The organism is Chitinophaga sp. ARDCPP14 (genome assembly GCF_051362515.1).
In the GTDB taxonomy this organism is placed as follows: Bacteria; Bacteroidota; Bacteroidia; order Chitinophagales; family Chitinophagaceae; genus Chitinophaga.
This window is the reverse complement of sequence record NZ_JBKIXB010000016.1, coordinates 1-25,893: the sequence shown is the minus strand read 5'-3', so window position 1 is coordinate 25,893 and position 25,893 is coordinate 1. Positions and strand designations below refer to the sequence as shown.

The window sequence follows — 25,893 nt, the reverse complement described above, 5'->3', positions numbered from 1 at the left end:
TGTTAATCTGTTCCCTGAACCTATTTGTAGCTGTTGCCCGGGACCGGTTTGTAAGAAAATACCTATTATTCCAATTTATAGCAACAAAATAATTATCGATGACCTCCCTGCAGGAAGAAACAACTATCCGGAAATTAGCCACAAACGAGAAGATGCCCTATGACCTGTTATTGCTGGCCGATCCATCTGTAACGATGATCAACAGTTACCTCCCTTTCAGCGACGTATATGTGCTGGAAACAAAGAAACAGGTGATTGGCGCCTATGTATTGTTGAAAGATAACGACGAACTGGAAATTAAGAATATTGCCGTAAACCCCGCCTACCAGGGAAAGGGGCTGGGAAAAATCCTCCTGCAGGATGCTGCACAACGCGCCAGGGCAGGGGGTTCTAAAAAGCTTTGTATTGGCACGGGCAACTCCAGCATTGCTCAATTGTACTTATACCAGCGCCAGGGATTTGAAATAACAGCCATTAAGAAAAACTATTTCACCACCCATTACCCCGAACCGATCTATGAAAATGGTATTCAATGCAAGCACCTGATCGTGTTGGAAAAATCGCTATACTGACAAAGGCCGGTCGTCCTTATTTTCAATATAGGCCCTGGTTTTAGGGAGGCTGTCAGGGTGACGTTCCCTGATATACTTAACGAGATTTTCGCGGATATAACACCGCAGGTCAAAGGCTTCGCCTGAACTGGCAGCACTCATCAGCGCCCTTACTTCAATGGTGCGTTCGCTGGTATTGGTTACCTGCAGCGCCTTTGCGCGTTTGTCCCACAGCGGGGATGTATCCAGTAGTCTTTCAAACTCGGCCCTCACCTGGTCCACCGGCACGGTATAGTCGAGGTAAAAGAACGCGGTGCCCAATATTTCTGAACCGGTGCGGGTCCAGTTCTGGAAAGGCTTCTCTATAAAATAATTAATCGGTAAAATCAGTTTACGCTGATCCCAGATATTCAGTACCACGTAGGTGAGGGTAATTTCTTCAACACGTCCCCATTCGCCTTCCACCACCAGCACATCATCTATCCGGATAGGCTGTGTAAATGCCAGCTGGAAGCCGGCCAGCAGGTTGCCCAGTGATTTCTGTGCGGCAAAACCAATGATGATACCGCCCACACCCACACCGGTAAGGAGTCCTGCGCCGAGTTTACGCATGCTGTCGAAGCTCAGTAAAATAATACAGGCCGTCAATATCAGTATCAGCGCAATAGACACCTTGCGGATAAACTGCAACTGGGTGCGTATTTTACGTTCTTTCAGGTTGTTCACTTTCTTCAGGTCGTAGGTATGGTACACATAATCCTCCAGCACTTTGATGGCGCCGATCACCAGGGCTGCAAAAGAAAGCGTCAGTGCTATTTCTGCTATTTTACTCAGCGTTGGTACATATTGCTGGTGTACCCGCATTAACGGGATTGCCATGTTGAGCAGCAGCAACGGCAGGAAATAGTTAAACGCTTTTCCAAGGCGGAAAAGGATAGTATGTATTAAAGAGAAGTCCTGCTGTGTCCGTACAGATTGACGCAAAAAAATCGATAACAGATATTTGATCAGCCATCCTGTGATGACTGCAATCCCCGCCAGTATAAGGTTCCATAGGAAATTAGGCAGGTGGTCCGCATTTTCAATAAGTTGATTCCACATGCGCGCCTTGCCTCAAACATGATGCCGTTATATCCCTTCCGTCATTAAGTTATCATTAGAAAATACAGTCATCACCAGCTTGCGGCCCTTGCTCTGGTTGAGTTCCAGCAGTTGGTGCGACTGCCGTACAGTATCCACGCTAAATCCGCCAGTGATCCATATGGGGGAAGGTAACAGGGCGCCGGTTTCCAATAACGTGGTTATCTGCCGGAGGCCATCTCCATAATATTTAAAATTCCCGGTAAGCGAATATGCATAGTTGGAAATATTCATGATTACTGCGCCTTTGTTGAACAAGGTTTCCCTGGCTGCTGCCGTGGTAAGCGCTGTTACATCCTGGTAAATACCGTTGGTAGCAAGCAGTGCTGCCCCTGTTTCAGACATCTGCCCGCCTACGAGATCAATACATGCGTCAAACAGTTTTCCTTCCTGCTGATGCAGTATTGCCTGCAATAATCCGCCTTGCCGGTAATTGATAATTTGGGAGATGGGTAGCCCGGCGTTGATCAGCTGTTGCGTACTTTCTTCGCTGCCCGCGGTGGCCAGCAGTCGCGTAAAACCTGCGTGCAGCAGCAGTTTTACCAATACCAGTCCTACGCCCCCGGCTGCGCCGGTGATCAAAACAGATGCCTGCGGAGGAAGTCCGAGCCTGTTTATGCATTGCAATGCCGTAAGGGAGCCCGTTGGAATAGCAGCGGCTGTTGCAAAGGGAATATCCGCCGGTTTATGCGCCAGTATGTGCTGCGGCACGCTGATATATTCCGCGTAAGTGCCATTGGAGCCCATACTGCCGGATGCTGCTATCACGGCGTCGCCGGGGCTGAATTGCGTAACATCTTTGCCTGTTTTCACTACCACACCTGAAAATTCGCGGCCCAGCACCGGGGAGTGCATGCGTTTGCGTTCTGTAGCGCCTTGCCTGATCTGGTAATCAATCGGGTTAAAGGCAGTAGCTGCAATTTGTACCAGCACTGCATCATCGCCTGGCTGAGGTACCGGCATGGTAGTCATGGAGAAATTCTCCACACCGCCGAAATCGTTTAATATGATTGCCTGCATTTGATGTTTCATCCCGCAAAATTATTACTATGTTGGGTTACCTTTGCTATAGGTATACCGGAGGTAACCGGTTACATGAGGAGAACCTATATGGCAACGATCAACATCAAAGGGCAGATACGGGAAGCCACCTGTGAGGAAGAACTCACGGCCATGCGCGACAGCATTGAACTGTTCAGCGGCAAATGGAAACTGCAGTTACTGCGGTACCTGGCCAACCGCACGGAGCAAAGCAATCACTTTAAAAAAATGCTGCGGGAGATCAATGGCATCTCTGCGCGAATGTTATCGAAGGAGCTAAAGCTACTGGAGATCAATTTCCTGGTGACCCGTACGGTGCTGGCCACCAAACCGGTAACCGTGGCGTATGCCATTACACCATACGGGCAAACTATTCTCCCCGTAGCAGAAAACCTGGTAGCGTGGGGGCTTTGTCACCGTGAAAAAGTAAAATCGGCGATATCCGCATAGGGCTTATTCATGTACCCGGATAATTTGCCCGGTTACTACTCCTTCCACACTTTTGAGGTAAGCGTTTACCAGCTTCTGCATGGGCACCGGGTTAAAGCCGGGAAACAAATGTGCAATTGCATCCGCGGAGTCGGCTGCCAATCCGGGGCTCACGGCATTGATCCGCAAATTTCTTTTCAGCTCGGTGGCCGCCGCTATCGTAAAACTATTCACGGCGCCACTCACCAGCGAGCCTGCAGCGGCATCCCGGGCGGGTTCGTCAGCGAGTATGCCGGAGGTGAGCGTGAAAGAGCCGCCTTCATTCAGGTAATGCTGGCCAATCAGTACTACATTTACTTGTCCGAGTAATTTGGATTGGATGCCCGGTAGCAAACTTTTTTCGGAAAGGGTTTGAAAGCTCTCCATGCCGGAGGAGCCGGCCGTAACAATCACCGCATCTATACCGGGTGTGGATCTGTACATGTTTTCAATGGAAGCTGCATCGGTAAGATCTACCTGGATATCGCCGCTGCTGCGGCCTGCGCTGATCACCTCATGTTTTGCTGACAACGCCTCTTTTACTTTACTGCCGATGGCGCCGGTAGTGCCTATGATAAGTATCTTCATTATTAATAATTGGTTACTTCAATAGTGGTTTCTTGTGCAATCTGTTTTAACCTGGCGGTCCACTCTTCCAGTGCCAGTGCGCGTTCTTCCGGTGATATTCTGGCGGGGCCATGTATAACAAATGGCTCCAGCACGGAAAAGCCCGTGAATTGGAAGATGCCCCGGTGAATGGGTTTCAGCATGTTTTCCAGGTCGCCGTGAAGGCCACCGCTAATATACGCATCTTCCGGTCCGCCGATGGTGAGCGAAAGCATTGCTTTTTTCCCGGTGTAAATGCCGGTTTCATAAATGTGGCTGTTCCCGTAGGAGGTGCCCATTGCAAATACGCGGTCTACCCAACCTTTGAGGATGGCAGGTATGCTGAACCACCACAAAGGAAACTGCCAGATCATTAGATCGCACCAGGCTATTTTTTCCTGTTCGGCTGCAATATCTGCTGCAAAGCCATGTACGCGCGAGGCGTGCTGTTCTTCCAGTTGTTGTTTGAAAAAAGCATCGTTGTATACTGTGGTGAAATTTTTACGATCGGAAATTGGGTTAAACCGCATGGCATAGAGGTCAGAGGTTTGCACTTCATGGCCTGCGTCCAGGAGTGTGGTCACTGCAGTGTTGAACATAGCGCCGTTCATACTTTTGGGTTCCGGGTGCGCATAAACTATTAATATCTTCATAAAAGTTGTTTTTTAAATAACTGCGGACAAAATTATTCCACGAACGTTACATTTGTATTTTTGAAGCCTATTGTATGCAACACACAAAAATGTAAGTAATGGCAAAGCGCAAGGAAACGTCTACCAATCATTTGAACCGCGAACAGATTTCAGGTGTGTGCGGGGTGGCCTATGCCATTGATATCCTGGCGGGGAGGTGGAAGTTATATATCCTGTACAAGCTGGTGAACAGAACGCTGCGCTTCGGTGAGTTGAAAGAACACATTCCCAATATCACCGATCGCATGCTAACCCTGCACCTGCAGGAGCTGGAAGCGGACGGGCTTGTTACCAGGACCGTATATGCGGAAGTACCGCCGAGAGTGGAATACCAGCTTACTGAAATCGCTGCGCGGCTTATTCCTGTATGGGATCAGTTGAACGAATGGGGATTTCAGCACCGCGATAGCCGGTTACACCAATAGCGTAGTAGCGTTACCGTTATCTGCTGATTGATATCATAAAAAAACGGCGTACCCGTGAGGATACGCCGTTTCTTCATTATTATTACCTGTTACTGTTGTGCGGTTTGTTTCTTCTTGTGATCTACAATTGCACCTGTACCAGCACCTACACCAGCCCCGATCAGGGTACCGATGGCAGCGCCTTTCACGCGGTCTTTATTCACGATAGCACCGGTTACTGCACCTGCGCCGGCGCCTACTACAGCACCTTTAGCGGTATGGCTCCACGATTTCCAGCCCTTTTTCTTTGCGGGGGCAGGCGCGGGAGCTTCTGTATTGGCTACCACCGGAGCGGTTTCATTGTTATATTGGGTACCGGCTACATTTTCGCGGCCATGTGAACGGTTGCTTTTCAAGGCATTCATGGAATCCACTACCTGCTGTTTGATGGCACTCACATTATTCATCGAATCGATGGTGGCTTTCTTTGCACTTTCAATAGCGGCGGCATTATCAGCGTTACTTTTGCAGGAAAAGAAAACGACTGCTGCAGCTAAGGCTACGAGTATCTGTTTCATGGTTTTAAGTTCTTTACCCCGCCACCTGTCGAAAATTGTGCCACTTTTTTATGAAATCCCGGAAACTCATATGGGGAGCCGCATTTCCAGCATGTGCTTGCTGAAGCCGGTTTTCTCATAAGCTTTAATTGCGGGCGTATTTTCATGGTATACCTCCAGGCGCATTTCTGTTATGTTCCGCGATTGTGCCCATGCCTTCAGACCTTCAATGATCAGCTTATTCACCCCTTTACCCCGCCAGGATGGCGCCACGTACATAAATCCCAGGTAAGCATATTGCGCAAACCTGACATAGGGTTTTGCATCCTCTATACGGGCATAGCCGGAGCCAATCAGCTGGCCGGCTGCTTCTGCCACCAGCAGCTCAATATGCGAAGCGGTGATCATGGCCGCTATATCGTAATAATGTATAATGCCCTCTTTTAAGGTGGGATCAAAAGGGCGTTCTGCACTAATAACACCTTGCTCAAACTCCAGCAATACAGGCAAATCTGCGGCAGTGGCTTTACGGATAATAATTTCTTGCATGGTTCTCTGGCTAACTGATTCTTACAAATATCAGTTATTTTCAGTTTAACGGGAACGATTGCGTAAATAACGTCCTGCTTTTGCAGGTCATTTACTAATTTGACCGGCACATTTTCAGCACGTTATGAAACCATTAAAGTTCTTTATGCAGATAATCACCGGTGTGTTATGCCTGCTAACTGCTACCACTGCTATCGCACAATCGACCGCGGATATTTCTAAAGTATGGGTATCTGATAAAGGAGACGGCACTTATAAAAACCCGGTGCTGTATGCGGATTACTCTGACCCTGATGCCATCCGCGTGGGAGAAGACTATTACCTCGTTGCCTCCAGCTTTGATGCGATTCCCGGTCTGCCTGTCCTGCATTCCCGCGACCTGGTGAACTGGCGTATTATCGGGCATGCATTGCTGCGCCAGCCTCCTTACGATCATTTTTCCGTGCCACAACACGGCAATGGTGTTTGGGCGCCAGCCATACGCTATCACAACAACGAATTCTACATTTACTACCCGGACCCCGACTTCGGGATCTACGTGGTGAAATCAAAACAGATCACCGGCCCGTGGAGTACGCCTCAACTGGTGGTAGGTGGCAAAGGATTGATTGACCCATGCCCGCTTTGGGACGATAACGGTGACGTATATATGGTGCACGCATACGCCGGCAGCCGCGCCGGTATTAAAAGTATTATCGTGGTGAAAAAGCTGGATGCCACCGGTACAAAAGCCACGGATGAAGGCGTGCTGGTATTTGACGGGCACGATGAACACCCCACGCTCGAAGGACCGAAGTTTTATAAACGCAACGGCTACTATTATATTTTCGCGCCCGCAGGTGGAGTCGCCACCGGCTGGCAGCTGGTAATGCGCTCAAAAAATGTGTACGGCCCTTACGAAAGTAAAATCGTAATGGACCAGGGGCGTACGCCTGTCAACGGGCCGCACCAGGGCGCATGGGTGCAAACACCCAAAGGAGAGGACTGGTTCCTGCACTTCCAGGACCTGGAAGCTTACGGCAGGGTAGTACACCTGCAGCCAATGAAATGGGTGAACAACTGGCCGGTGATAGGAACAGATAACGACAACGATGGGAAAGGAGAACCGGTGCTGACCTTCCGCAAACCGGTTACCGGTGCGGGTTACCCGGTTGCCACGCCGCAGGAATCAGATGAGTTTAATGCCAGCACTTTAGGGTTGCAATGGCAATGGCAGGCCAACCCGGCTGCCGGCTGGGCGTTTCCGTCTGTGGCAAAAGGCAGCCTGCGCCTGTTTGCCGCACAGATACCCGATAGCGCCCGTAATTTATGGGAAGTACCCCATGTACTCCTGCAGAAATTCCCGGCGCCGGTATTCCGGGCTACCACAAAGCTGAGCTTTAAACCACGGCAAAATGGGGATCGTGTCAGCTTCCTGGTGATGGGAACAAACTATGCGGGGTTGTCGCTGGTGAAAAAAGCGAATGGTATTTATTTGTCGTACTTCACCTGTACACAGGCTGACAAAAGCTCCCGTGAAACAGCCACCGCTATAACAGAGATAACGTCGACGGATATATTTTTCAGGGTAGAAGTGGGGGCAGGAGGTATATGCCAATTCAGTTACAGCACAGATGGGAAAACTTTCCATACCACGGGTGAACCATTTACCGCCACTACCGGCAGATGGATAGGCGCCAAGATGGGATTGTGCTGCAGCCGGGACGTAAAAACAAACGATGCCGGCTGGGCAGATATAGATTGGTGGCGGGTGGAATAAACCCCGTTACTTTGATGGTATCAGCAACTCGGAGTGCAGCACCCTGGTTTCAAATTCTTTAACGGGTCGCTTGCTTTCTATCAGTTGCAGTAATAATTCGGTCGCTACCTGCCCCATTTCAAAAGCAGGTTGCCGCACAACCGGAATAGGCGCATGCAGCAGTTCTATCAGGTCTGAATTGGAGAATCCTGTCAGTGCCATTTCTTTGGGAATAGCCACCTTCGCTTTTTTCAGGGCACGCATGCAACCCGTAGTGAGCTTATCAGACGTGGCAAAAATAGCATCGGGTTTATGTTTTAATTTAATCAGCTGGTTAACTGCATCCGTTACTTCAGGAAGCAGCATGCCACCGTGAAAACAATATTTGATCAGCGCTGGTTGAGGCTGAATGCCATGCTTCTCCAGTGCTGCCATATATCCTGCCACGCGCTCCCGCGTAATGGAGAGATGCGCTGAGTTGGTAATACAGGCAATATGCCGGTATCCCTGTTGAAGCAGGTGCATCGTAGCGTTGTAGGCGCCCTGGAAATTATCCACCATCACCTTGTGCGTGGCGATGTCTTCTATGATCCTGTCGAAGAATACAATCGGGAATCCAAACTGGTGCAACGCCTTGAGATGGGTGAGGTCTTTCGTGGCACTGGACACCGAAATCAGCAACCCGTCGATCGACCGGGACGCCAGGTATTGCAACGTTCTCACTTCTTTCTCAAATGATTCATGGCTCTGCGAAATAATTACCGTATAGCCCTTCTCGTTAGCTACCGATTCAATGCCATTAATTGTTTGTGAAAAAAAGCTGTTGGCAATTTCTGATACGATCACGCCGATTGACCTGCTTTTCTTTTCTTTCAAACTCAGTGCAATCGGGTTGGGATGATAGTTCAGTCTTGCTGCATGTTCCAACACCAGCTGCTTGGTGGCGGCACTGATTTCATGGCTGTCACGCAACGCGCGCGACACAGTGGAAGTGGACAGGCGAAGCGCCTGCGCAATATCTTTTATGGTTGCTGCTCTATACTTCATAACGGCTTCCGGACTATGTTTTCCGGTATTCTTGTTATGGTGAAAGTACTGATTTTTCCGGGAACGATTGCGTAAATAAACTTCACCATTAACAAATTGTTCTGTAGACTTGTAACAGTACAATACGGAAGAAAGAGCTCCTGTTTCGACCAATTAATCACCACGTTAATCAACGCTTACTATAGCACAACTTTTATTTGCCATTTAACTCACGCCAAACGTTATGAAAAGAATTTACTTCATTTGCTTACTGCTGTTGGGTTTCAGCAGTTGGGCGATTGCACAGACCCGTACCGTGAAAGGGAAGGTGACAGACGCCACTACCGGCGATCCACTGCCGCTGGTAAGTGTTCAGGTCAAAGGCACTACTTCTGGTACCCAAACAGATACACATGGGAATTTTAGCCTCCAGGTACCGGAAGGGAAAAAAACAGAGCTGTTATTCAGCTATATAGGCTATACAGCGATGACACTCACCGCGGATAATGTCGCCATGACAATCAAAATGGAACCCAACAACAAGAAGCTGGATGAAATTGTGGTAGTGGGTTACGGCATGGTAAAAAAACGGGATCTTACCGGATCGGTGGTTTCCGTAAAAGGAGAAGAACTGAAAAAAGTACCCTCTACCAACGTGATGGAATCTGTACAGGGAAAGCTGCCCGGTGTGGATATCACCCGCAGCAGCGGCGCAGCAGGTGCAAAAGTGAATGTAACGGTGAGAGGTAACCGCTCCATCAAAGCCAGCAACGGTCCCTTATACATTGTAGACGGTGTACAGTATGAAAATATACAGGACATCAACCCGAATGATATCCAGTCGATGGAAGTACTGAAAGATGCGTCTTCCACTGCTATCTACGGTTCCCGCGGCGCCAACGGCGTAATTATGGTTACCACCAAACGCGGTACCAGCGGTAAACCCCGTGTAAATATCAGTTCTTATGTTGGATCGTCTGAAGTAAATGGCTATCCACGTATGAGCAACGGACCCGAATATACCGCCCTGAAAAGGGAAGCTAACCGTACCACCGGCAGATGGGCCACCGAGGCCGATGATCCAAAAATATTTAACGCTTTTGAACTGAATGAAATACAACATAACCTGTGGGCCGACTATGCAGACCTGCTGTTACATAACGGCTTACAGCAGGACTACCAGGCAGGCATCTCCGGAGGATCAGAAAAAACAAAAGTGTATTTCTCCTTTGATTATTTTAATGAAAAGGGATTATTGAAACTGGATGACCTCAAACGTTATTCCACCCGTCTCAACATTGATCAAACGATCAATGATGCTATTAAAATAGGCGCGCAAAGCCAGATTACGTATTACGAACAAAGCGCCCGCCGCGACCCGCTCAACCAGGCGAATAAGTATATTCCACTGGCCATACCGTACGATTCTGCCGGCAACCTGGTGTTATTCCCCAACAGCGGCTCGGCCATCAATCCGCTGGCGGATGAGCAGCCGAATGCTTACCAGAATAACACCCGCACTACCCGTACATTTATCAACGCTTACCTGGAACTGACACCCTTCAGTGGTTTCATGTTCCGCTCCAACTTTGGCGTAACACTGGAAAATGCAAAACAGGGCGTGTTTGCTTCCAAAAGCTCTATCGACCGGTCTACCGCTTCCACTTCGCGGTCGCAGTCGAACGGCAGCACCCGGAGGTACCTCAGCTGGGAAAACGTGGCTACCTATAATAAAACAATCGGCGATCACTCCTTTGGCGTCACGGGCGTAGCCAGCGTATTGTCGGACCAGCGCGATTCCTCGCTTATGCAGGGCGAAGGACAGTTGCTTCCGTCGCAGTTGTACTATGCCATGCAAAATAACGTAAGCGGCATCGCTGCACGCAGTATGTACCAATCCAGCAAACTCATTTCCTTTACCGGCCGCCTGAATTATGCGTACAAAGGAAAATACCTGTTGTCGCTCACTGGCCGTTCGGATGGATCATCGAAGCTTTCGCCGGGCAACAAATGGGCTTTCTTTCCCTCAGCAGCAGCTGCATGGCGCATCAGCGATGAAACGTTCATGAAGTCGCAAACCTTTTTCAGTGATCTGAAACTGCGGGTGAGCTATGGTATTGCCGGTAACGATGCGGTAGATCCTTATTCCACCATGAGCTATCTTAGTAAAATACCCTTTTCATGGGATGATACAAATGCAGCCATGGCTTACACCATTGGCGACCAGGCTGGTAACAAGGGACTTAAATGGGAACTGTCTGCAACCAAAAATATAGCACTCGATTTCGGTATCATCAACAACAGGATCACCGGTAGCATTGATTATTATGACACGCAGACAAAAGACCTGCTGCTGCAACGCACCCTGCCTACTTCTTCCGGTGTGAGCACCGTGGTGCAGAATATTGGTAAAACCCGCAACAGGGGTATTGAAGTGGGAATCAACACTACGAACATTTCAACAAGCGATTTCCGGTGGACGTCCAACATCGTATACTCCCGCAATAAAGAAGAAATTGTAGCGCTGGCAGATGGCAGCACCAACGATGTGGCCAATGGCTGGTTTATCGGCTCGCCGGTAAAAGTATATTACGACTATGAGAAAATCGGTATCTGGCAAACATCAGAAGCTGCGGAAGCTACGAAATTTGGTTACAAACCAGGCGATATCAAAGTGAAGGACCAGGATGGAAAAGGAACGATCAATACATCCGACCGCGTGATACTTGGTGCGCAGGTGCCTAAATGGAGCGGTGGTTTCAATAACGATCTCCGTTACAAGAACTTTGATCTCAATATTTATGTTTTCGCCCGCATTGGCCAGTGGATCAACTCCGAATATGCAGCAAAATATGATCCGCAGGGATTGGAAAACAGTGCGCCTGTAAATTACTGGACACCGGAAAATCCATCCAACGATTATCCCCGGCCCAATGCCAGTCTTTCCAAAGATGGTACGCCTTTTATCAAAACACTGGGATATAAAGATGGTTCGTTCGTGAAAATCCGTAACCTTTCACTCGGTTATACTTTCTCCGCCGATGCTTTAAAAGCGCTGCACCTGAGCAGTCTTCGTTTATACGTTACCGGTAAAAACCTCTTCACCTTCAGCAAGGTAAAAGACTATGACCCGGAAAGGGGAGGAGATCTGAGCAACCCGCTTACTAAGATGTATGTGGCAGGAATAAATGTTGAGTTCTAAATTTTAAAAAACGTAACAATGACACCCAATATAAATAAGTACCTCATCATATTGTGCCTTGCCGCCGGAAGTCTTGCCGGCTGCAACAAGCAGCTGGAAGAATACAATCCCGGCGGTACTACCACCGATGCCGTATATTCCACACCCGAAGGGTTTGAAACACTGGTAAATGCAGCGTATACCTATAACCGTTGGTGGTATGGAAAAGAAGAAGGATACAGCATGTCCGAAATGGGGACCGATATCTGGACAAGCGGCACCGGCGATAAGTATCCTGATATGACCAACTACAACAACCTGCAGGCCAGCAATTCCGTGATGAGTGTTTTATGGAAACAGCTGTATGCCGCTATTAATTTGTGTAATGCAGGGATCACACGTATAGATGGCGCCGGGTTAACGCCGGAAAGAAGAGCCGTGCGCAGCGCTGAGTTGCATTTCCTCCGTGCCTTTTATTACTGGCATATCGTGGAAACATGGGGGCCTGTCCATTTTACCCTCACCGAAACATCTGGCGTAGTAACTACCGCCAACCGTACACCGGTGGATACCTTCTATGCACAGATTTTCCGCGACCTGGGCGAGGCGGTGAACAACCTTCCTGCTACCACGTCTGACTATGGCCGTGTAACTAAACCCGCTGCTGAAGCCTTTCTTGCCAGGATGTATCTCACCCGTGGCATGAACCAACAGGCCGCCGACCTGGCAGAAAAAGTGATCAGCAGCTACGGCTATACGCTGTTGCCCAAATACGCTGATCTCTGGCGTATGGATAACCTGCAGAATAAAGAAGTGATCTGGGCGGTAAATTATATGAAGAATCTCGTGTTTGATGATCGCACCGATGCTACCCTGTTTCCTAACGGACACTCACGCGGCGCCAATAATGCACACATGATGTTTGCCATGAAGTACGACGACCTGCCGGGTATGCAGCGTGATATCCTGAACCAGCGGCCATTTAACCGTTACATGCCTACGCTGTTCCTGTTAAACCTTTTCAACGAAACTGCGGATGCACGCTACGAAGGTTCTTTCAAACAGGTGTGGTATTGCAATAATCTCAAAACAGCACCTGCAGGTATGAAGCTGGGTGATACGGCTATCTATTGCAGCAAATATGTGCTGCCCGCTTCTACCAAATACCGTATATACGACAGGAATGCAGTGTATACAGAAAATGGCGGCGGAAAAGACCGCACCCGTTATGTATCCCTGGATAAATTTGATGATCCTACACGGGCATCCATGAACGAAGAGCAAAGCGCACGGGACGCATTTATTATCCGCCTCGCGGAAATGTATCTCATTGCAGCAGAAGCGCAGTTCAAATTGAGCAATTCAGCTAAAGCGGCAGAATATATCAACGTGATCCGCAAACGTGCCGCCATCCCCGGACATGAAGCAGATATGGTGGTAACAGCCGCAGATATGAGCCTCGACTTTATCCTTGATGAAAGGGCGCGGGAGCTGGCCGGCGAACAACTGCGCTGGTTTGACCTGAAACGTACCGGTAAGCTCGGTGAGCGGATCGCCCTGCATAACCCGGATGCCAATGCATATTTCCAGTCGTTTCATACGGTGCGGCCTATCCCGCAGGACCAGATTGATGCGGTGACCAATAAAGAGGAGTTTAAGCAGAACGATAAATATAACTAATGAAAATTCTCCAGATACTTTTATTATCATTATTGGGACTGGCGCCAGCCGGTCCCAAACCTACTATATTCATGATCGGCGATTCCACGATGGCTAACAAGCCACTGGAAGATAATCCTGAGCGCGGCTGGGGACAACTGTTCCCGCAATGCTTTGAAAAAGATATCGTCATTAAAAACTATGCCGTCAACGGCAGAAGCACTAAAAGCTTTATTGATGAACGTCGCTGGGATAGTGTGTTAGCGCAATTAAAACCCGGCGACTGGGTGATGATCCAGTTTGGTCACAACGACGGGAAGATCAGTGATTCAACCCGCTATGCTGCCCCGGAAGGCGCGTATAAAACCAACCTGGAGCGCTTTGTAAAGGAAGCCCGTGCTAAAGGCGCACAGCCGCTGCTCATTACACCGGTAGCGCGCCGCAAGTTTACGCATGGAGTTTTGGAAGATACCCACGGTGCTTATCCGGCAGTGGTAAGGTCCGTAGCGAATGCGATGCAGGTGCCGCTGGTAGATCTGCAAAAAAGCAGTGCCGCTTTGCTGGTAAAGGAAGGTGAAGCAGCCTCTCAGAAAATGTTCCGCACCACCCCTCCGGGACATTACAATACGCTGCCGGACGGGATTACAGATAATACCCATTTTTCTGCATATGGCGCTGCTAAGATAGCTGCTCTTGTTGCTGGTGAAATCCGGGAAAAGAAATTGCCGCTGGCCGCTTACCTGGAAACAACACCTTTTGAAGGGAAATACCGCTATGAGCTACCGGTAGTTTATGAACCGCATTTCAGGAAAGATACTTTTACCATCACTTCTTTTGGCGCTAAAGCAGATGGCATTACGCTCAACAGTAACGCTATCAACGAAGCTATTAGCACCTGCAGCAATAAAGGCGGCGGGGTAGTGTTAATACCATCCGGGCTGTGGCTCACCGGGCCGGTGGTGCTCAAAAATAATGTGAACCTCCACTTAGCGAAGAACGCGGTGCTACAGTTTACCACCGACTTCGACCAGTATCCGCTTATCAGCACTACATATGAAGGGCTTGCGGCGGTACGTTGCCAGCCGCCGGTTTCAGCAAATAACCAGGAAAATATAGCCATTACCGGTAGTGGTATTCTTGATGGCGGCGGCGATGCCTGGCGCATGGTGAAGAAGGGAAAGCTCACTGCCACGCAATGGGACAAACTGGTTGCTTCCGGCGGACTGGTGGGGGAAGACAGTGCTACCTGGTATCCTACCCGGTCATCTTACCTGGGAGCGAAAGCCAGCCTGCCAGGCGTAATCAAGCCAGGCAGTAAAATTGAAGACTACGCCGGCATCAAAGATTTTCTCCGGCCCAACATGGTGAGTATTGCCTCCTGTAAAAATGTATTGCTGGAAGGAGTTACCTTTCAGAACTCACCGGCATGGTGCCTGCATCCGCTGCTTTGTGAGAATATTACCATGCGTGGTATTTATGCCAAAAATCCCTGGTATGCACAAAATGGCGACGGGGTGGACCTTGAATCATGCAGTGGCGCACAAATCCTCGACTGCACCTTTGATGTAGGCGATGATGGCATCTGTATTAAATCCGGCCGTGATGAGCAGGGACGTAAAAGAGGCAAGCCCACTGAAAATGTAGTGATACAAAACTCTACCGTATACCACGCGCATGGCGGCTTTGTAATAGGCAGCGAAATGTCTGGCGGCGCCCGGAATATTTATGTATCCGACTGTTCGTTCCTGGGTACCGACATCGGGTTGCGTTTCAAAACTGCCCGTGGTCGAGGCGGCATCGTGGAAGATATTTATGCGGCCAATATAAACATGAAAGATATCCCCGGGGAGGCCATCCTGTTTGATATGTACTACGCTGCAAAAGACCCGGTGCCACTGGCAGGGGAAAAGAGAGTGGCTCCACGTGTGGAAACGCTGCCAGTTACCGAAGCAACACCGCGATTCCGCAATTTTTATATTAATAACGTAACCGGCAATGGGGCAAAGAGAGCAGTGTTCATACGCGGCCTGCCGGAAATGCCGGTCAGCAATATCCACCTCAGTAACCTGGTGATCAAAGCCGATGAAGGCATACAGTGCCAGGAAGCTGAAAACATACACTTCAAAAATGTGTATCTTCTTACCGCTTCCGGCAAAGCGGTGCTGGATACCCGTAATACAAAAAACATTACAACAGACAGTTGCCGTTACCGTGATACTAAAACCAAATCAACAGAAGACCATGCGTTTTAAAACATCAATACTATTCGCCATACTGTTGCTCACTGCTACACTTTCACAGGCCCAAACCGGCGCCGCCGGCATGGCGGCTACGGTCATGCGTATATGGAAAGACTCACTGGAAATGCAGCCTGGCAGGCCGGTTAGGTGGTCGTACGACCAGGGCGTGATCCTCGAAGGATTTACCGGTCTGTGGAAAAGGACAGGCAACCAGGAATATTTCCGGTACATACAAAAGAGCATGGATCATTTTGTGGACGCTAACGGTAACATCCATACGTACCAGCTGACGGATTACAATATTGATAACGTTAAAAACGGCCGGATACTGCTAACGTTGTATAAAGCCACTAAGGACAATAAGTATAAGATTGCTGCCGATCACCTGCGGGAGCAGCTACGCGGACAACCGCGCACTAACAACGGCGGCTTCTGGCATAAGAAGCGCTATCCTTACCAGATGTGGCTGGACGGGCTTTACATGGGAGAACCTTTTTATGCTGAGTATGCCGTGCTTACCGGTGAAAACAGCGCCTTCCGTGATATTACCCGTCAGTTTGTACTCATGGAGCAGTATGCACGGGATTCCCGTACGGGCTTATTATATCATGCCTGGGATGAATCAAAGGAACAGCGCTGGGCCAATAAAACCACGGGGCAATCGCCGCACTTCTGGGGCCGCGCAATGGGCTGGTATGCCATGGCGCTGGTAGATGCGCTGGAATATTATCCGGCCGGTGATCCTGGCAAAGACAGTCTCATTGCCATTTTAAACCGCACCGCTGCCGCCGTTAAAAAATACCAGGACGCCAAAACCGGTTGCTGGTACCAGGTGCTGGATAAAGGCGACAGCACAGGAAACTATGTAGAAGCCTCCGCTTCCTGCATGTTCGTATATGCGTTGGCGAAAGGCATGCGTTTAGGCTACCTGCCGGCTAGTTACCGTGGAGTAGCACAGAAAGGATACAAGGGAATCCTGAAACAGTTTATCCGTAAAAATCCGGAAGGAGATATCACCCTAAGCGGTACGGTAAGCGTAGCAGGACTTGGCGGAGATCCCTACCGGGATGGCAGCTATGCCTATTATCTCAGCGAAAAAGTAATTGATAATGATCCTAAAGGCGTAGGCGCGTATATTTTAGCTGCCAACGAAATGGAAATGATGACTAAATAATGCGGATATGAAACTTTCTAAAGAATTACTGGCACGGCTGCACGAAAATGATGGGCTGCAGGTTCCGGCGGAAGAATACTTTACGCTGCCGGAAAAGGTGCTGCAATTTGGAACAGGCGTATTGCTGAGAGGACTGCCCGGTTTCTTCATAGATAAAGCCAATAAACAGGGATTGTTTAATGGCAGGGTAGTGGTGGTGAAGTCAACAGATAAAGGCAGTACCGCTGCTTTCGATGAACAGGATAACCTTTATACACAGTGTATCCGGGGCATTGATGGCGGTAAAGCGGTATCGGAAAATATTATCAATGCCAGTATCAGCAGGGTGCTCACAGCCGCTACCCAGTGGAACGATATTATGGACTGCGCTGCCAGTCCGCATATGCAGGTAGTAATATCCAATACCACCGAAGTAGGTATTGTGTATGTGGAAGAAAGTATTCATGCAACGCCGCCGGCATCCTTCCCCGGTAAATTGCTGGCCTTCCTGTATCGCCGTTATCACCATTTTAAGGGAGATACCACCAAAGGAATGGTGATTATTCCTACAGAACTGATACCGGATAACGGCAGCAGGCTCCGGGAAATACTGTTGCAGCTGAGCGCCTTTAACCAGCTGGAAGAAGGATTTGTACACTGGCTTGTTAACAGTAACTACTGTTGTAATTCATTGGTGGATTGCATTGTACCTGGTGCGGCCTACCTGCCAACCGGTTATGAAGATGATCTCCTGATCATGACAGAAGTATACCGCTTATGGGCCATTGAAACCAGCAATGATCATGTGAAGAAGATATTATCCTTCAGTGAGGCAGATGCCGGGGTGGTATTATCGCCCGACATCAATGTATTCCGCGAACTGAAGCTCCGGTTGCTCAATGGCACACATACGCTTAGCTGCGGACTGGCCTTCCTGGCTGGTCACGATACGGTGAAGGCGGCCATGAATGATGAGGCAATGGCTGCCTATATGGAAGGACTGATGATGCATGAAATTATACCTGCTATAACAGATATCCATATACGAAATGATGCGGCCATCCGTTTTGCCGGCGCTGTACTGGACCGCTTCCGCAACCCGGCTATCGAACACCGGTGGTTAAGCATTTGCAGTCAGTATACGGCGAAATTGAAAATGCGGGTACTGCCGGTGCTGTTGCAATATCACCGGCGTACAGAACATGTGCCTGCGTTGATAGCGCTCGGTTTTGCTGCGCATGCGTTATTTATGCGGGGCGGCAGTAGCTATACCATCACGGATGAGCATGCCGCCTGGTATGCGGCGCAGTGGCAGCAGCATACGCCGGAGGAAGTGGTGAAAAATTCTTTCAGCAACGAGGCGATATGGGGCTGTAACCTCACTGTCATTCCCGGCTTCGCACAGTTGGTAACTACGATGCTGAAAGCGTTAATGGAACAGGGGGTAGCTGTTTATCTTGAAAAAATAGCAGGAGAAATAACGGTATCGTAAAAAAAACAAGGACAGATAAATGAAGCAGAAAGTATTAAAGGTGCATCCACACGATAATGTGCTGGTAGCACTGCAGGATCTGGAAAAGGAAGAAATGGTGGAATATAACGGCGCCGTATATACGATGCAGGAAAAGATTCCTGCCAAGCATAAATTTGCGGTGGCGTCCATGAACGAAGGAGATGCGATTTACATGTACGGTGTGCTGGTGGGTCGTGCGCAGCGCACTATCAGTGCCGGCAGCAGGATTGCTGTGGAAAATGTGCATCATGCAGCTAGCAGCTACGAGCTGGCTGCCCAGCGGAAAACCACCTGGCAACCACCGGATGTTTCCCGCTGGCAGCAAAAGACTTTCATGGGGTATCACCGTGCCGATGGGAGCGTAGGTACGGCTAATTACTGGCTGGTGATCCCATTGGTGTTTTGTGAAAACAGGAATGTGGAAGTATTGAAAGAAGCGCTGCTGCCGGAACTGGGATATGCCCGCCCGGGTAAGTATGCTGCCTTCACACGTTCACTTGCCGCAAAGCAGCAAACCGGCGCAGGCCCTGCACAGATCCTCGAAACCGTGTATACGGAAGAGGCGCCGGGAGTGCAGCATAGCCGCGTATTTGAAAATGTGGACGGCATTAAATTCCTGACACATGATGGCGGTTGCGGTGGTATCCGCCAGGATGCGCAAACCCTGTGCGGCCTGCTGGCAGGATATATCACCCATGCTAACGTTGCCGGTGCTACGGTGCTGAGCCTGGGTTGCCAGAATGCGCAGATCAGCATGTTGCAGGACGAAATCAATAAGCGCGACCCCGGTTTTTCAAAGCCGCTGTATATACTTGATCAGCAGCAAACAGGCGCAGAGAGCCAGTTGATCGCTGATGCCATCCGTCAAACGTTTGCCGGCCTGATGATCGCCAATCAATGTACCCGGCAGCCGGCGCCATTAAGCAAGTTATGCATCGGGCTGGAGTGCGGCGGCTCGGATGGCTTCTCCGGTATCTCTGCCAACCCTGCTATCGGCTATACGTCCGATCTGCTGACGGCCCTGGGCGGCTCTGTCATCCTTGCTGAATTCCCCGAACTCTGCGGAGTAGAACAGGAAATGAGCGACCGGTGCCGCAGCGTGGAAGACGCCACCCGGTTTATCCGGTTGATGCGTACCTATCAGCAGCGTGCAGAAGAAGCAGGCTCCGGGTTTGATATGAATCCATCTCCCGGAAATATAAAAGATGGCCTGATTACCGATGCCATAAAATCGGCGGGGGCAGCCAAAAAGGGCGGCACTTCTCCTGTAGCCGCCGTACTGGATTACCCCGAAAAAGTGCAGCTGCCGGGATTGAACCTGCTTTGCACGCCCGGTAACGATGTAGAATCCACTACTGCGGAAGTGGGCAGCGGCGCTAACGTGGTACTGTTTACCACGGGGCTGGGAACGCCCACCGGCAACCCTATTGCACCCGTGATCAAACTGTCCAGCAATACAAAGCTGTACCAGCGAATGAATGATATCATTGATATTAATACCGGTACTATTATAGACGGTGAAGAAACCATTGCTGAAGCAGGAGAACGTATACTCGACTACGTTATACAGGTGGCCAGCGGCGCCATTACTGCAAAATCTGTCCTTAACGGCCAGGATGATTTTATTCCCTGGAAAAGAGGGGTGTCATTGTAATACTTAAATATTTTTACGGATGAGAAAAAAATTCATGGATGAAAATTTCCTCCTGAATAGCGATGCGGCAGAAAGGCTCTATCACGACTACGCCAGGGATATGCCCATCATTGATTACCACTGTCACCTGCCACCCGCGCAGATAGCCGCGGATACAAGGTTTGAGAATATCACACAGGCTTGGCTATACGGAGATCATTATAAATGGCGCGCTATGCGCACCAACGGTGTACCGGAAAGTTACTGTACCGGAAATAATACGGATTGGGAGAAGTTTGAACAATGGGCAGCCACCGTGCCCCATACTTTGCGTAACCCTTTATATCACTGGACACACCTGGAACTGCAACGCTATTTCGGGGTCACCGATATACTGAATCCGGCATCCGCAAGGCAGATCTATGATACCTGCAATCAACTGCTGCAAACGCCGGAATACAGCGTACAAAACCTGCTGCGCAGCAGGAACGTATCGCTCGTTTGCACTACCGATGATCCGGCCGACAACCTGCAGTATCACCGGCAGCTGAAACAGGAGGGTTTTGAAATACCCGTAATTCCTGCTTTCCGCCCGGACCAGGCCATGAATGTAGAGGTGCCGGAAGTATATAACCGCTACCTCGAAAAACTGGAGCAGGCAGCAAATTGCAACATCAACACCTATGATGACCTGTTACAGACCTTAAAAAGCCGGCATGATGTATTTGCCGCGCATGGCTGTAAAGTGTCTGATCACGGGATTGAGGAAATTTATGCAGATGATTTTCTGGAGAAAGATATCCGGCAGATCTTTTTGAAGATACGCGGTGGTCAGTCGCTCACCTACACCGAAATCCGGCAGTTTAAATCGGCGTTGCTGCTGGAACTGGCGCTCATGGACTGGAAAGCAGGATGGGTGCAGCAATACCATCTTGGCGCGCTGCGGAATAATAATTCCCGCATGATGCGGCAGCTTGGACCCGATACCGGCTGGGACTCCATTGGTGATTTTTCCCAGGCGCGTGCGCTGGCTAAATTCCTCGACAAACTGGATAGCCAGGATAAACTGGCAAAAACGATCATTTATAATCTGAATCCGGCCGATAATGAACTCATGGCTACCATGACCGGCAACTTCAACGACGGTTCTGTAGCGGGGAAAATACAATTCGGCGCTGCCTGGTGGTTCCTGGATCAGAAAGACGGCATGACGAGACAAATGAATGCACTCTCCAATATGGGACTGATTTCCCGCTTTGTGGGCATGCTTACGGATTCCCGCAGCTTCCTTTCCTATCCGCGGCACGAGTATTTCCGTCGCCTGCTCTGCGATCTGTTCGGTGAAGAAATAGAGCGGGGCGAAATCCCGGACGATATCGATGCCGTAGGAAAGATCATACAGGATATCTGTTATGGCAATGCCAGGTCATATTTTGGCTGGTGATTCAAAGGAGTAGAAATTTTCGGCAAACTTTTTTTTAAGGCTACTGACATAGGGTTGTCACAACTCTGTGTTTCCTTTGTATTGTAAACAAAAAAATACAACACTCATGGAAAACAACACCTTATCTGCCGCAACTACTACCACCGTTATTACGCCTGATCAGTTACTGAAACACTGGCAGGGTCACCGCGCATTGACCCGCCGGATGATCGAAGCATTCCCGGAAGATCAGCTGTTCACCTTCAGCGTGGGCGGTATGCGACCCTTTTCTGTTTTGGTAATGGAGTTTTGCGGAATGGCCTTTCCGTCCGTGTACGGCGTTGTCACCGACGAATGGCTGGGTATCGATGTATTGCTGAAAGATGCCGGCGTGTCGGTGGCCCCTACTACCAAAGCGGAGCTGCTGCAACTCTGGGATGTGATTACAGAGAAACTCAACGAATGGTGGCCTAAAATCCCGGTGGAAGCATTTCAAAAAGAGATCACTGCCTTTGGACAGTATGAAGGTAAATCCATCAGCATCCTGTTTTACATTTTCGACAATGAAATTCATCACCGCGGACAGGGGTATGTATATCTCCGCGCCCTCGGCATAGAGCCTCCGGCTTTCTGGGACAGGGATCAGAATTTATGATCTGGCGGCGTTAAACTTTTCCCGGTATTCAGAAGGGGTCATTCCCACCGTTTTGCGGAATACCTTTCTGAATGCCTTGGGATCGTTGTAGCCCGAGTTAAAGATGACTTCCGCCATTTGCTGGCCGGTTTGCTCCAGGAGTTTTTTGGCGGCTTCAATCCGGGTAAATTGCAGGTATTCAATAGGGGTTACACCGGTTACCTGTTTAAATCTTCTCACAATATTTCTCCTGCTGGAAGGGATGTCCCTGATCATTTCTTCAATCGTACCCACATCCTGGTAGCTGGTTTCAATTTTTTGCTGCGCTGAGGCTACGAGGTCGTCGTGGTGATTACGGGCAGGCTGAAAGGTGCTGAAATAAGATTGTTTGTCGCGGCCCATATCCACCGCAAAAATTTTAGCGGTCTTTATCGCTATTTCAATGCCGCAATGAACTTCCAGCAGGTGAAGCAGCAGGTGGAAGGTAGAAGTGGCGCCACCGCTCGTGTAAATGCCGGAATCATGGGTAACTGTTTTATCCGATAACAGGTTCACAGCCGGGAAAGAAACGGAAAATTCCCTGCAGGCATCTACATGGGTGGTGGCTATTTTGCCATCCAGTAAACCGGAAGCCCCCAATAAAAATGCGCCGGTACAAAAGCTGGCGATTTCAGCACCGTTTTTATATTGTTGTTGCATCCAGGGAAGATAAGCCCGGTTTTCTATGATCGACTGGCGGATATCATCCGTAGTAAAAGAGGGTACCAGCACCAGGTTGAAAGCGCCTGCTGCATCTGTATGTTGCGACGCATAATCCGGAAAGGCGGCTGCCAGGTGTTCCGTTTCCGGAGTATGTACCAATGTTATTCTGAAAGGTGCAGGCTCACCGTTTTTATAGTAAATCTTATTGACGGTGTCCAGTACATCTGTTATGGCAGCCAGGCTTAAAAGCTTGTAGTGGCGTATAAGCAGGATCCCAATCTGTAGCATATGGTTTTCAGTTTTTAGTTATCTACTCAAACATAACGAATTTGGCGCAAATACCCCCTAATATTGACTCTATCAGCATCTATCCGGACAAAAATTAAGAGGTACCTTACCGTTAGTTTGAGAACCAAAAAAAATAATTTATATGGAAACTGTAAGCACCCGGATGCAGGGCATCCTTCCACTATTTGACCTGCACACAGAATTTTTTCCAAAGGTACTGGATGGAATTACTGATGAAGATGCGCATAAAAGACTGGACACACCCGCCAACCACGTTGCATGGCTCGCCGGCAGCCTGGTACAGCAGCGGTTCGAACTGGCCGGTTTGCTAAAAGTGGAAGCCACATCTACGGCGAATGATCTTTTCAAAGATTTCCAGGGAATAAAGGACTCACAGCAGTATCCATCTCTCGAAATTTTTAAAAAAGACTGGCAGAAAATTTCCCCGTTGTTAAAAACAGCACTGGTAAATGTAACGGATGAACAACTGGATCATGTGCTGGAATTTCCCGGCATGAAAATGTCGCTCTGGGACCTGCTCACTTTTAATATTTACCGGGAAGCCAATTGTATCGGGCAAATTGCCTTGTGGAGGCGGCTGTTGAAATACGAGCCGATGAAATATATGTAATCAAAATTATTACAATGGTAGAAGTATTCGTAACGAATGTAAAACGGGTAGCAGCTGCGAAAGAAATAGTTGCGCTGCTGCTCCGTAATTTTCCGGATAGTAAAATCAATTTTGATCTGGAAGACTGTGATAAAGTGTTACGGGTGGAAGGAGAGAATTTTCATCCCGGAAAAATAATGATGCTGGTAAATGAAAATGGATTCCGGTGTCAGGTAATGGAAGATTAGGAGCCGTCTTAACAGACGGCTTTTTCTTTTGTAAGCAACAAATTTCTACTTTGTGAGGATTGTAAGGTTTTTCTTATCATTGCTGGTCATGGAAACAATATTACATTTATAAGCAGATTAAAACAGCAATTATGGAAAACAATCATGCAGAAGAGAAATTAGCGGCCCTGGGACTGGAACTGCCACCAGCCCCATCGCCATTGGGTGTTTATAAGCCTTGCCTTATCGATGGCAAATACCTGTATCTCTCCGGTCATGGTCCTGTACAGCATGATAAATCACTGATCATCGGACGGATTGGAGATGCGCTGGATATGGAGCAAGGCAAGCTGGCAGCAAGACAGGTAGGATTAACCATGCTCTCTACCATTAAAACGCATGTGGGCAGTCTGGATAAAGTAAAAAGGGTGATCAAGGTGCTGGGCATGGTCAACTGTACACCCGACTTTGAGCGGCATCCCTACATCATCAATGGCTGCAGCGAATTATTTGCTGCGGTGTGGGGAGAAGAAAATGGTGTAGGAGTGAGGAGTGCCGTGGGCTTTGGCTCCCTGCCGGATAATATCCCCGTGGAAATAGAAGCTTTGTTTGAACTGTATTAAACATTTGGATATCTGCGAACTATGTTTATAATAGATGCACATTTAGATCTCAGCATGAATGCGCTGGAATGGAACAGGGACCTGCAACAGCCGGTAACCGCCATCCGTGCGAGAGAAGCCGGCATGAACGATAAACCCGACCGTGGCAAAGGGGTGGTGGCATTCCCCGAACTACGGAAAGGTAACATCGGGTTGGTAGTAGCCACCCAGATAGGCCGCTATGTGGCACCGGATAACCCGTTGCCGGGATGGCACTCTCCTGAACAGGCCTGGGCCCAAACGCAGGGGCAGCTGGCCTGGTATAAAGCGATGGAAGACGCCGGAGAAATGGTGATGATCAAAGATAAACAAGGACTGGAACAACACCTGCTATTGTGGAACGATGGTACGCCCAACGACAAAAAGCCCATAGGCTACATCCTCAGCCTCGAAGGAGCCGACTCTATCGTAAACCTCAAGTATCTCGAACAGGCCTACAATAAAGGATTGCGCGCCATAGGCCCCGCACACTACGGCCCGGGGCGTTATGCCAACGGTACCGATGCCACCGGCCGGCTTAATGAACAAGGTAAACAGCTGATCCGTGAAATGGAACGGCTCCATATGATCCTCGACGCCACGCATCTGTGCGATGACGCCTTTTGGGACGCCATGGAATTATTTAACGGAGCCGTATGGGCCAGTCATAATAACTGCCGCGCCCTGGTAAATCATAACCGCCAGTTCAGCGACGACATGATCAAAACGCTCATCCGGAAAGGCGCAGTTATCGGTGGCGCCCTCGACGCCTGGATGATGGTACCCGGATGGGTTCGTGGTACCTCCACACCCGAAAGCATGGGCTGTAACCTGGAAAAAATGATCGATCACATGGATCATATCTGCCAGATCGCCGGTAACTCACTCCATGTAGGCATTGGCACCGACCTCGACGGCGCCTTTGGTAAAGAGCAATGCCCTTACGACCTCGAAACAATCGCCGATATGCAGCAACTACCCGCACTCCTCACCAAAAGAGGCTACAGCGCTGAAGACATCGACAATGTGATGCATGGCAACTGGCTGCGTTTCCTGCGGGATGCGTGGCGCGATTAGAGCGGAGTTTGTCTTTCTCAGGATTACGCTGATTTTGCTGATTAGCTGGATTTTTACTTTTGGATTTTTTTTGGATTTTTAGATTAATAATATTTACGGGAGATACAAGCGGATATATTCGCTTGTATCTCCCGTAATCC

At 49.2% G+C, this 25,893-nt stretch carries 24 protein-coding genes; 16 read left to right on the top strand and 8 right to left on the bottom strand.

Annotated elements, in window-relative coordinates; genetic code table 11:
* Positions 1-98 precede the first annotated feature (98 nt).
* The gene (locus ACLHR0_RS29995) at positions 99-572 is read left to right on the top strand and encodes a GNAT family N-acetyltransferase (RefSeq protein WP_436491494.1); all 474 of its coding nucleotides are present in this window, start codon (positions 99-101) and stop codon (positions 570-572) included.
* Here the strand turns inward: ACLHR0_RS29995 and ACLHR0_RS29990 are convergent.
* Complete coding sequence (locus ACLHR0_RS29990) at positions 564-1,535, bottom strand: mechanosensitive ion channel family protein (RefSeq protein WP_429063604.1); 972 nt, start codon at positions 1,533-1,535, stop codon at positions 564-566. The genes ACLHR0_RS29995 and ACLHR0_RS29990 overlap by 9 nt on opposite strands.
* Before the next feature lie 144 nt (positions 1,536-1,679).
* Positions 1,680-2,723, bottom strand: coding sequence for a quinone oxidoreductase family protein (locus tag ACLHR0_RS29985; RefSeq protein WP_436491493.1), 1,044 nt, complete (start codon positions 2,721-2,723; stop codon positions 1,680-1,682).
* A gap of 63 nt (positions 2,724-2,786) precedes the next feature.
* Between ACLHR0_RS29985 and ACLHR0_RS29980 the strand changes: the two genes are divergently transcribed.
* Positions 2,787-3,182 carry a winged helix-turn-helix transcriptional regulator gene (locus ACLHR0_RS29980; RefSeq protein ID WP_436491492.1) on the top strand — a complete coding sequence of 132 codons (396 nt, stop codon included), beginning with the start codon at positions 2,787-2,789 and terminating at the stop codon, positions 3,180-3,182.
* Between the two features lie 3 nt (positions 3,183-3,185).
* On the opposite strand, the gene ACLHR0_RS29975 is transcribed toward ACLHR0_RS29980, so the two are convergent.
* Together ACLHR0_RS29975 and ACLHR0_RS29970 are read right to left on the bottom strand one after the other, a co-directional pair.
* Positions 3,186-3,788 (bottom strand): short chain dehydrogenase, encoded by a 603-nt coding sequence (locus ACLHR0_RS29975; RefSeq protein ID WP_436491491.1) that lies wholly within the window; start codon positions 3,786-3,788, stop codon positions 3,186-3,188.
* Between the two features lie 2 nt (positions 3,789-3,790).
* Complete coding sequence (locus ACLHR0_RS29970; RefSeq protein ID WP_429049794.1) at positions 3,791-4,459, bottom strand: NAD(P)H-dependent oxidoreductase; 669 nt, start codon at positions 4,457-4,459, stop codon at positions 3,791-3,793.
* A 98-nt stretch (positions 4,460-4,557) separates the two neighbouring features.
* On the opposite strand from ACLHR0_RS29970, the gene ACLHR0_RS29965 reads away from it, so the two are divergent.
* A complete protein-coding gene (locus tag ACLHR0_RS29965) occupies positions 4,558-4,923 on the top strand; it encodes a winged helix-turn-helix transcriptional regulator (protein ID WP_370907533.1) in 366 nt (121 codons plus the stop codon).
* Positions 4,924-5,012: 89 nt separating this feature from the next.
* Here ACLHR0_RS29965 and ACLHR0_RS29960 read toward each other — a convergent pair whose 3' ends face one another.
* Positions 5,013-5,480: a hypothetical protein gene (locus ACLHR0_RS29960; protein ID WP_370907532.1), complete on the bottom strand. Its 468-nt coding sequence runs from the start codon at positions 5,478-5,480 to the stop codon at positions 5,013-5,015.
* 66 nt (positions 5,481-5,546) lie between these two features.
* Positions 5,547-6,008 carry an N-acetyltransferase family protein gene (locus tag ACLHR0_RS29955; protein WP_436491490.1) on the bottom strand — a complete coding sequence of 154 codons (462 nt, stop codon included), beginning with the start codon at positions 6,006-6,008 and terminating at the stop codon, positions 5,547-5,549.
* Positions 6,009-6,153: 145 nt separating this feature from the next.
* On the opposite strand from ACLHR0_RS29955, the gene ACLHR0_RS29950 reads away from it, so the two are divergent.
* Positions 6,154-7,767: a glycoside hydrolase family 43 protein gene (locus tag ACLHR0_RS29950; protein WP_436491489.1), complete on the top strand. Its 1,614-nt coding sequence runs from the start codon at positions 6,154-6,156 to the stop codon at positions 7,765-7,767.
* Between the two features lie 6 nt (positions 7,768-7,773).
* Here the strand turns inward: ACLHR0_RS29950 and ACLHR0_RS29945 are convergent, their stop codons facing one another.
* The gene (locus ACLHR0_RS29945; RefSeq protein WP_370907529.1) at positions 7,774-8,793 is read right to left on the bottom strand and encodes a LacI family DNA-binding transcriptional regulator; all 1,020 of its coding nucleotides are present in this window, start codon (positions 8,791-8,793) and stop codon (positions 7,774-7,776) included.
* Positions 8,794-9,016: 223 nt separating this feature from the next.
* Here ACLHR0_RS29945 and ACLHR0_RS29940 point away from each other — a divergent pair, with 223 nt between their 5' ends.
* The 8 genes from ACLHR0_RS29940 to ACLHR0_RS29905 all read left to right on the top strand — a co-directional run bounded on the left by ACLHR0_RS29940 (position 9,017) and on the right by ACLHR0_RS29905 (position 22,229).
* Positions 9,017-11,974, top strand: coding sequence for a SusC/RagA family TonB-linked outer membrane protein (locus tag ACLHR0_RS29940; RefSeq protein ID WP_436491488.1), 2,958 nt, complete (start codon positions 9,017-9,019; stop codon positions 11,972-11,974).
* Positions 11,975-11,992: 18 nt separating this feature from the next.
* Complete coding sequence (locus tag ACLHR0_RS29935) at positions 11,993-13,633, top strand: RagB/SusD family nutrient uptake outer membrane protein (RefSeq protein WP_436491487.1); 1,641 nt, start codon at positions 11,993-11,995, stop codon at positions 13,631-13,633.
* Positions 13,633-15,864 (top strand): glycosyl hydrolase family 28 protein, encoded by a 2,232-nt coding sequence (locus tag ACLHR0_RS29930; RefSeq protein ID WP_436491486.1) that lies wholly within the window; start codon positions 13,633-13,635, stop codon positions 15,862-15,864. The genes ACLHR0_RS29935 and ACLHR0_RS29930 overlap by 1 nt, the downstream gene beginning before the upstream one ends.
* Positions 15,854-17,026: a glycoside hydrolase family 88/105 protein gene (locus ACLHR0_RS29925; protein ID WP_436491485.1), complete on the top strand. Its 1,173-nt coding sequence runs from the start codon at positions 15,854-15,856 to the stop codon at positions 17,024-17,026. Before ACLHR0_RS29930 ends, ACLHR0_RS29925 begins: the two co-directional genes overlap by 11 nt.
* Before the next feature lie 7 nt (positions 17,027-17,033).
* The gene (locus ACLHR0_RS29920; RefSeq protein ID WP_436491484.1) at positions 17,034-18,497 is read left to right on the top strand and encodes a tagaturonate reductase; all 1,464 of its coding nucleotides are present in this window, start codon (positions 17,034-17,036) and stop codon (positions 18,495-18,497) included.
* 19 nt (positions 18,498-18,516) lie between these two features.
* Positions 18,517-20,172 carry a UxaA family hydrolase gene (locus ACLHR0_RS29915; RefSeq protein ID WP_436491483.1) on the top strand — a complete coding sequence of 552 codons (1,656 nt, stop codon included), beginning with the start codon at positions 18,517-18,519 and terminating at the stop codon, positions 20,170-20,172.
* 19 nt (positions 20,173-20,191) lie between these two features.
* On the top strand, positions 20,192-21,595 hold the full coding sequence (gene uxaC / locus ACLHR0_RS29910) for a glucuronate isomerase (protein ID WP_436491482.1): 1,404 nt from the start codon (positions 20,192-20,194) through the stop codon (positions 21,593-21,595).
* A 106-nt stretch (positions 21,596-21,701) separates the two neighbouring features.
* Positions 21,702-22,229: a DinB family protein gene (locus tag ACLHR0_RS29905; RefSeq protein WP_436491481.1), complete on the top strand. Its 528-nt coding sequence runs from the start codon at positions 21,702-21,704 to the stop codon at positions 22,227-22,229.
* Here the strand turns inward: ACLHR0_RS29905 and ACLHR0_RS29900 are convergent.
* The gene (locus ACLHR0_RS29900) at positions 22,224-23,198 is read right to left on the bottom strand and encodes a GlxA family transcriptional regulator (protein WP_436491480.1); all 975 of its coding nucleotides are present in this window, start codon (positions 23,196-23,198) and stop codon (positions 22,224-22,226) included. The genes ACLHR0_RS29905 and ACLHR0_RS29900 overlap by 6 nt on opposite strands.
* Before the next feature lie 142 nt (positions 23,199-23,340).
* Here ACLHR0_RS29900 and ACLHR0_RS29895 point away from each other — a divergent pair, with 142 nt between their 5' ends.
* The 4 genes from ACLHR0_RS29895 to ACLHR0_RS29880 all read left to right on the top strand — a co-directional run bounded on the left by ACLHR0_RS29895 (position 23,341) and on the right by ACLHR0_RS29880 (position 25,753).
* Complete coding sequence (locus ACLHR0_RS29895) at positions 23,341-23,829, top strand: DinB family protein (protein ID WP_429049757.1); 489 nt, start codon at positions 23,341-23,343, stop codon at positions 23,827-23,829.
* 14 nt (positions 23,830-23,843) lie between these two features.
* Complete coding sequence (locus ACLHR0_RS29890; RefSeq protein ID WP_436491479.1) at positions 23,844-24,056, top strand: hypothetical protein; 213 nt, start codon at positions 23,844-23,846, stop codon at positions 24,054-24,056.
* A gap of 131 nt (positions 24,057-24,187) precedes the next feature.
* A complete protein-coding gene (locus ACLHR0_RS29885; RefSeq protein ID WP_429049754.1) occupies positions 24,188-24,658 on the top strand; it encodes a RidA family protein in 471 nt (156 codons plus the stop codon).
* Positions 24,659-24,679: 21 nt separating this feature from the next.
* Positions 24,680-25,753 carry a dipeptidase gene (locus ACLHR0_RS29880; RefSeq protein ID WP_429049752.1) on the top strand — a complete coding sequence of 358 codons (1,074 nt, stop codon included), beginning with the start codon at positions 24,680-24,682 and terminating at the stop codon, positions 25,751-25,753.
* The last annotated feature ends 140 nt before the right edge of the window (positions 25,754-25,893 follow it).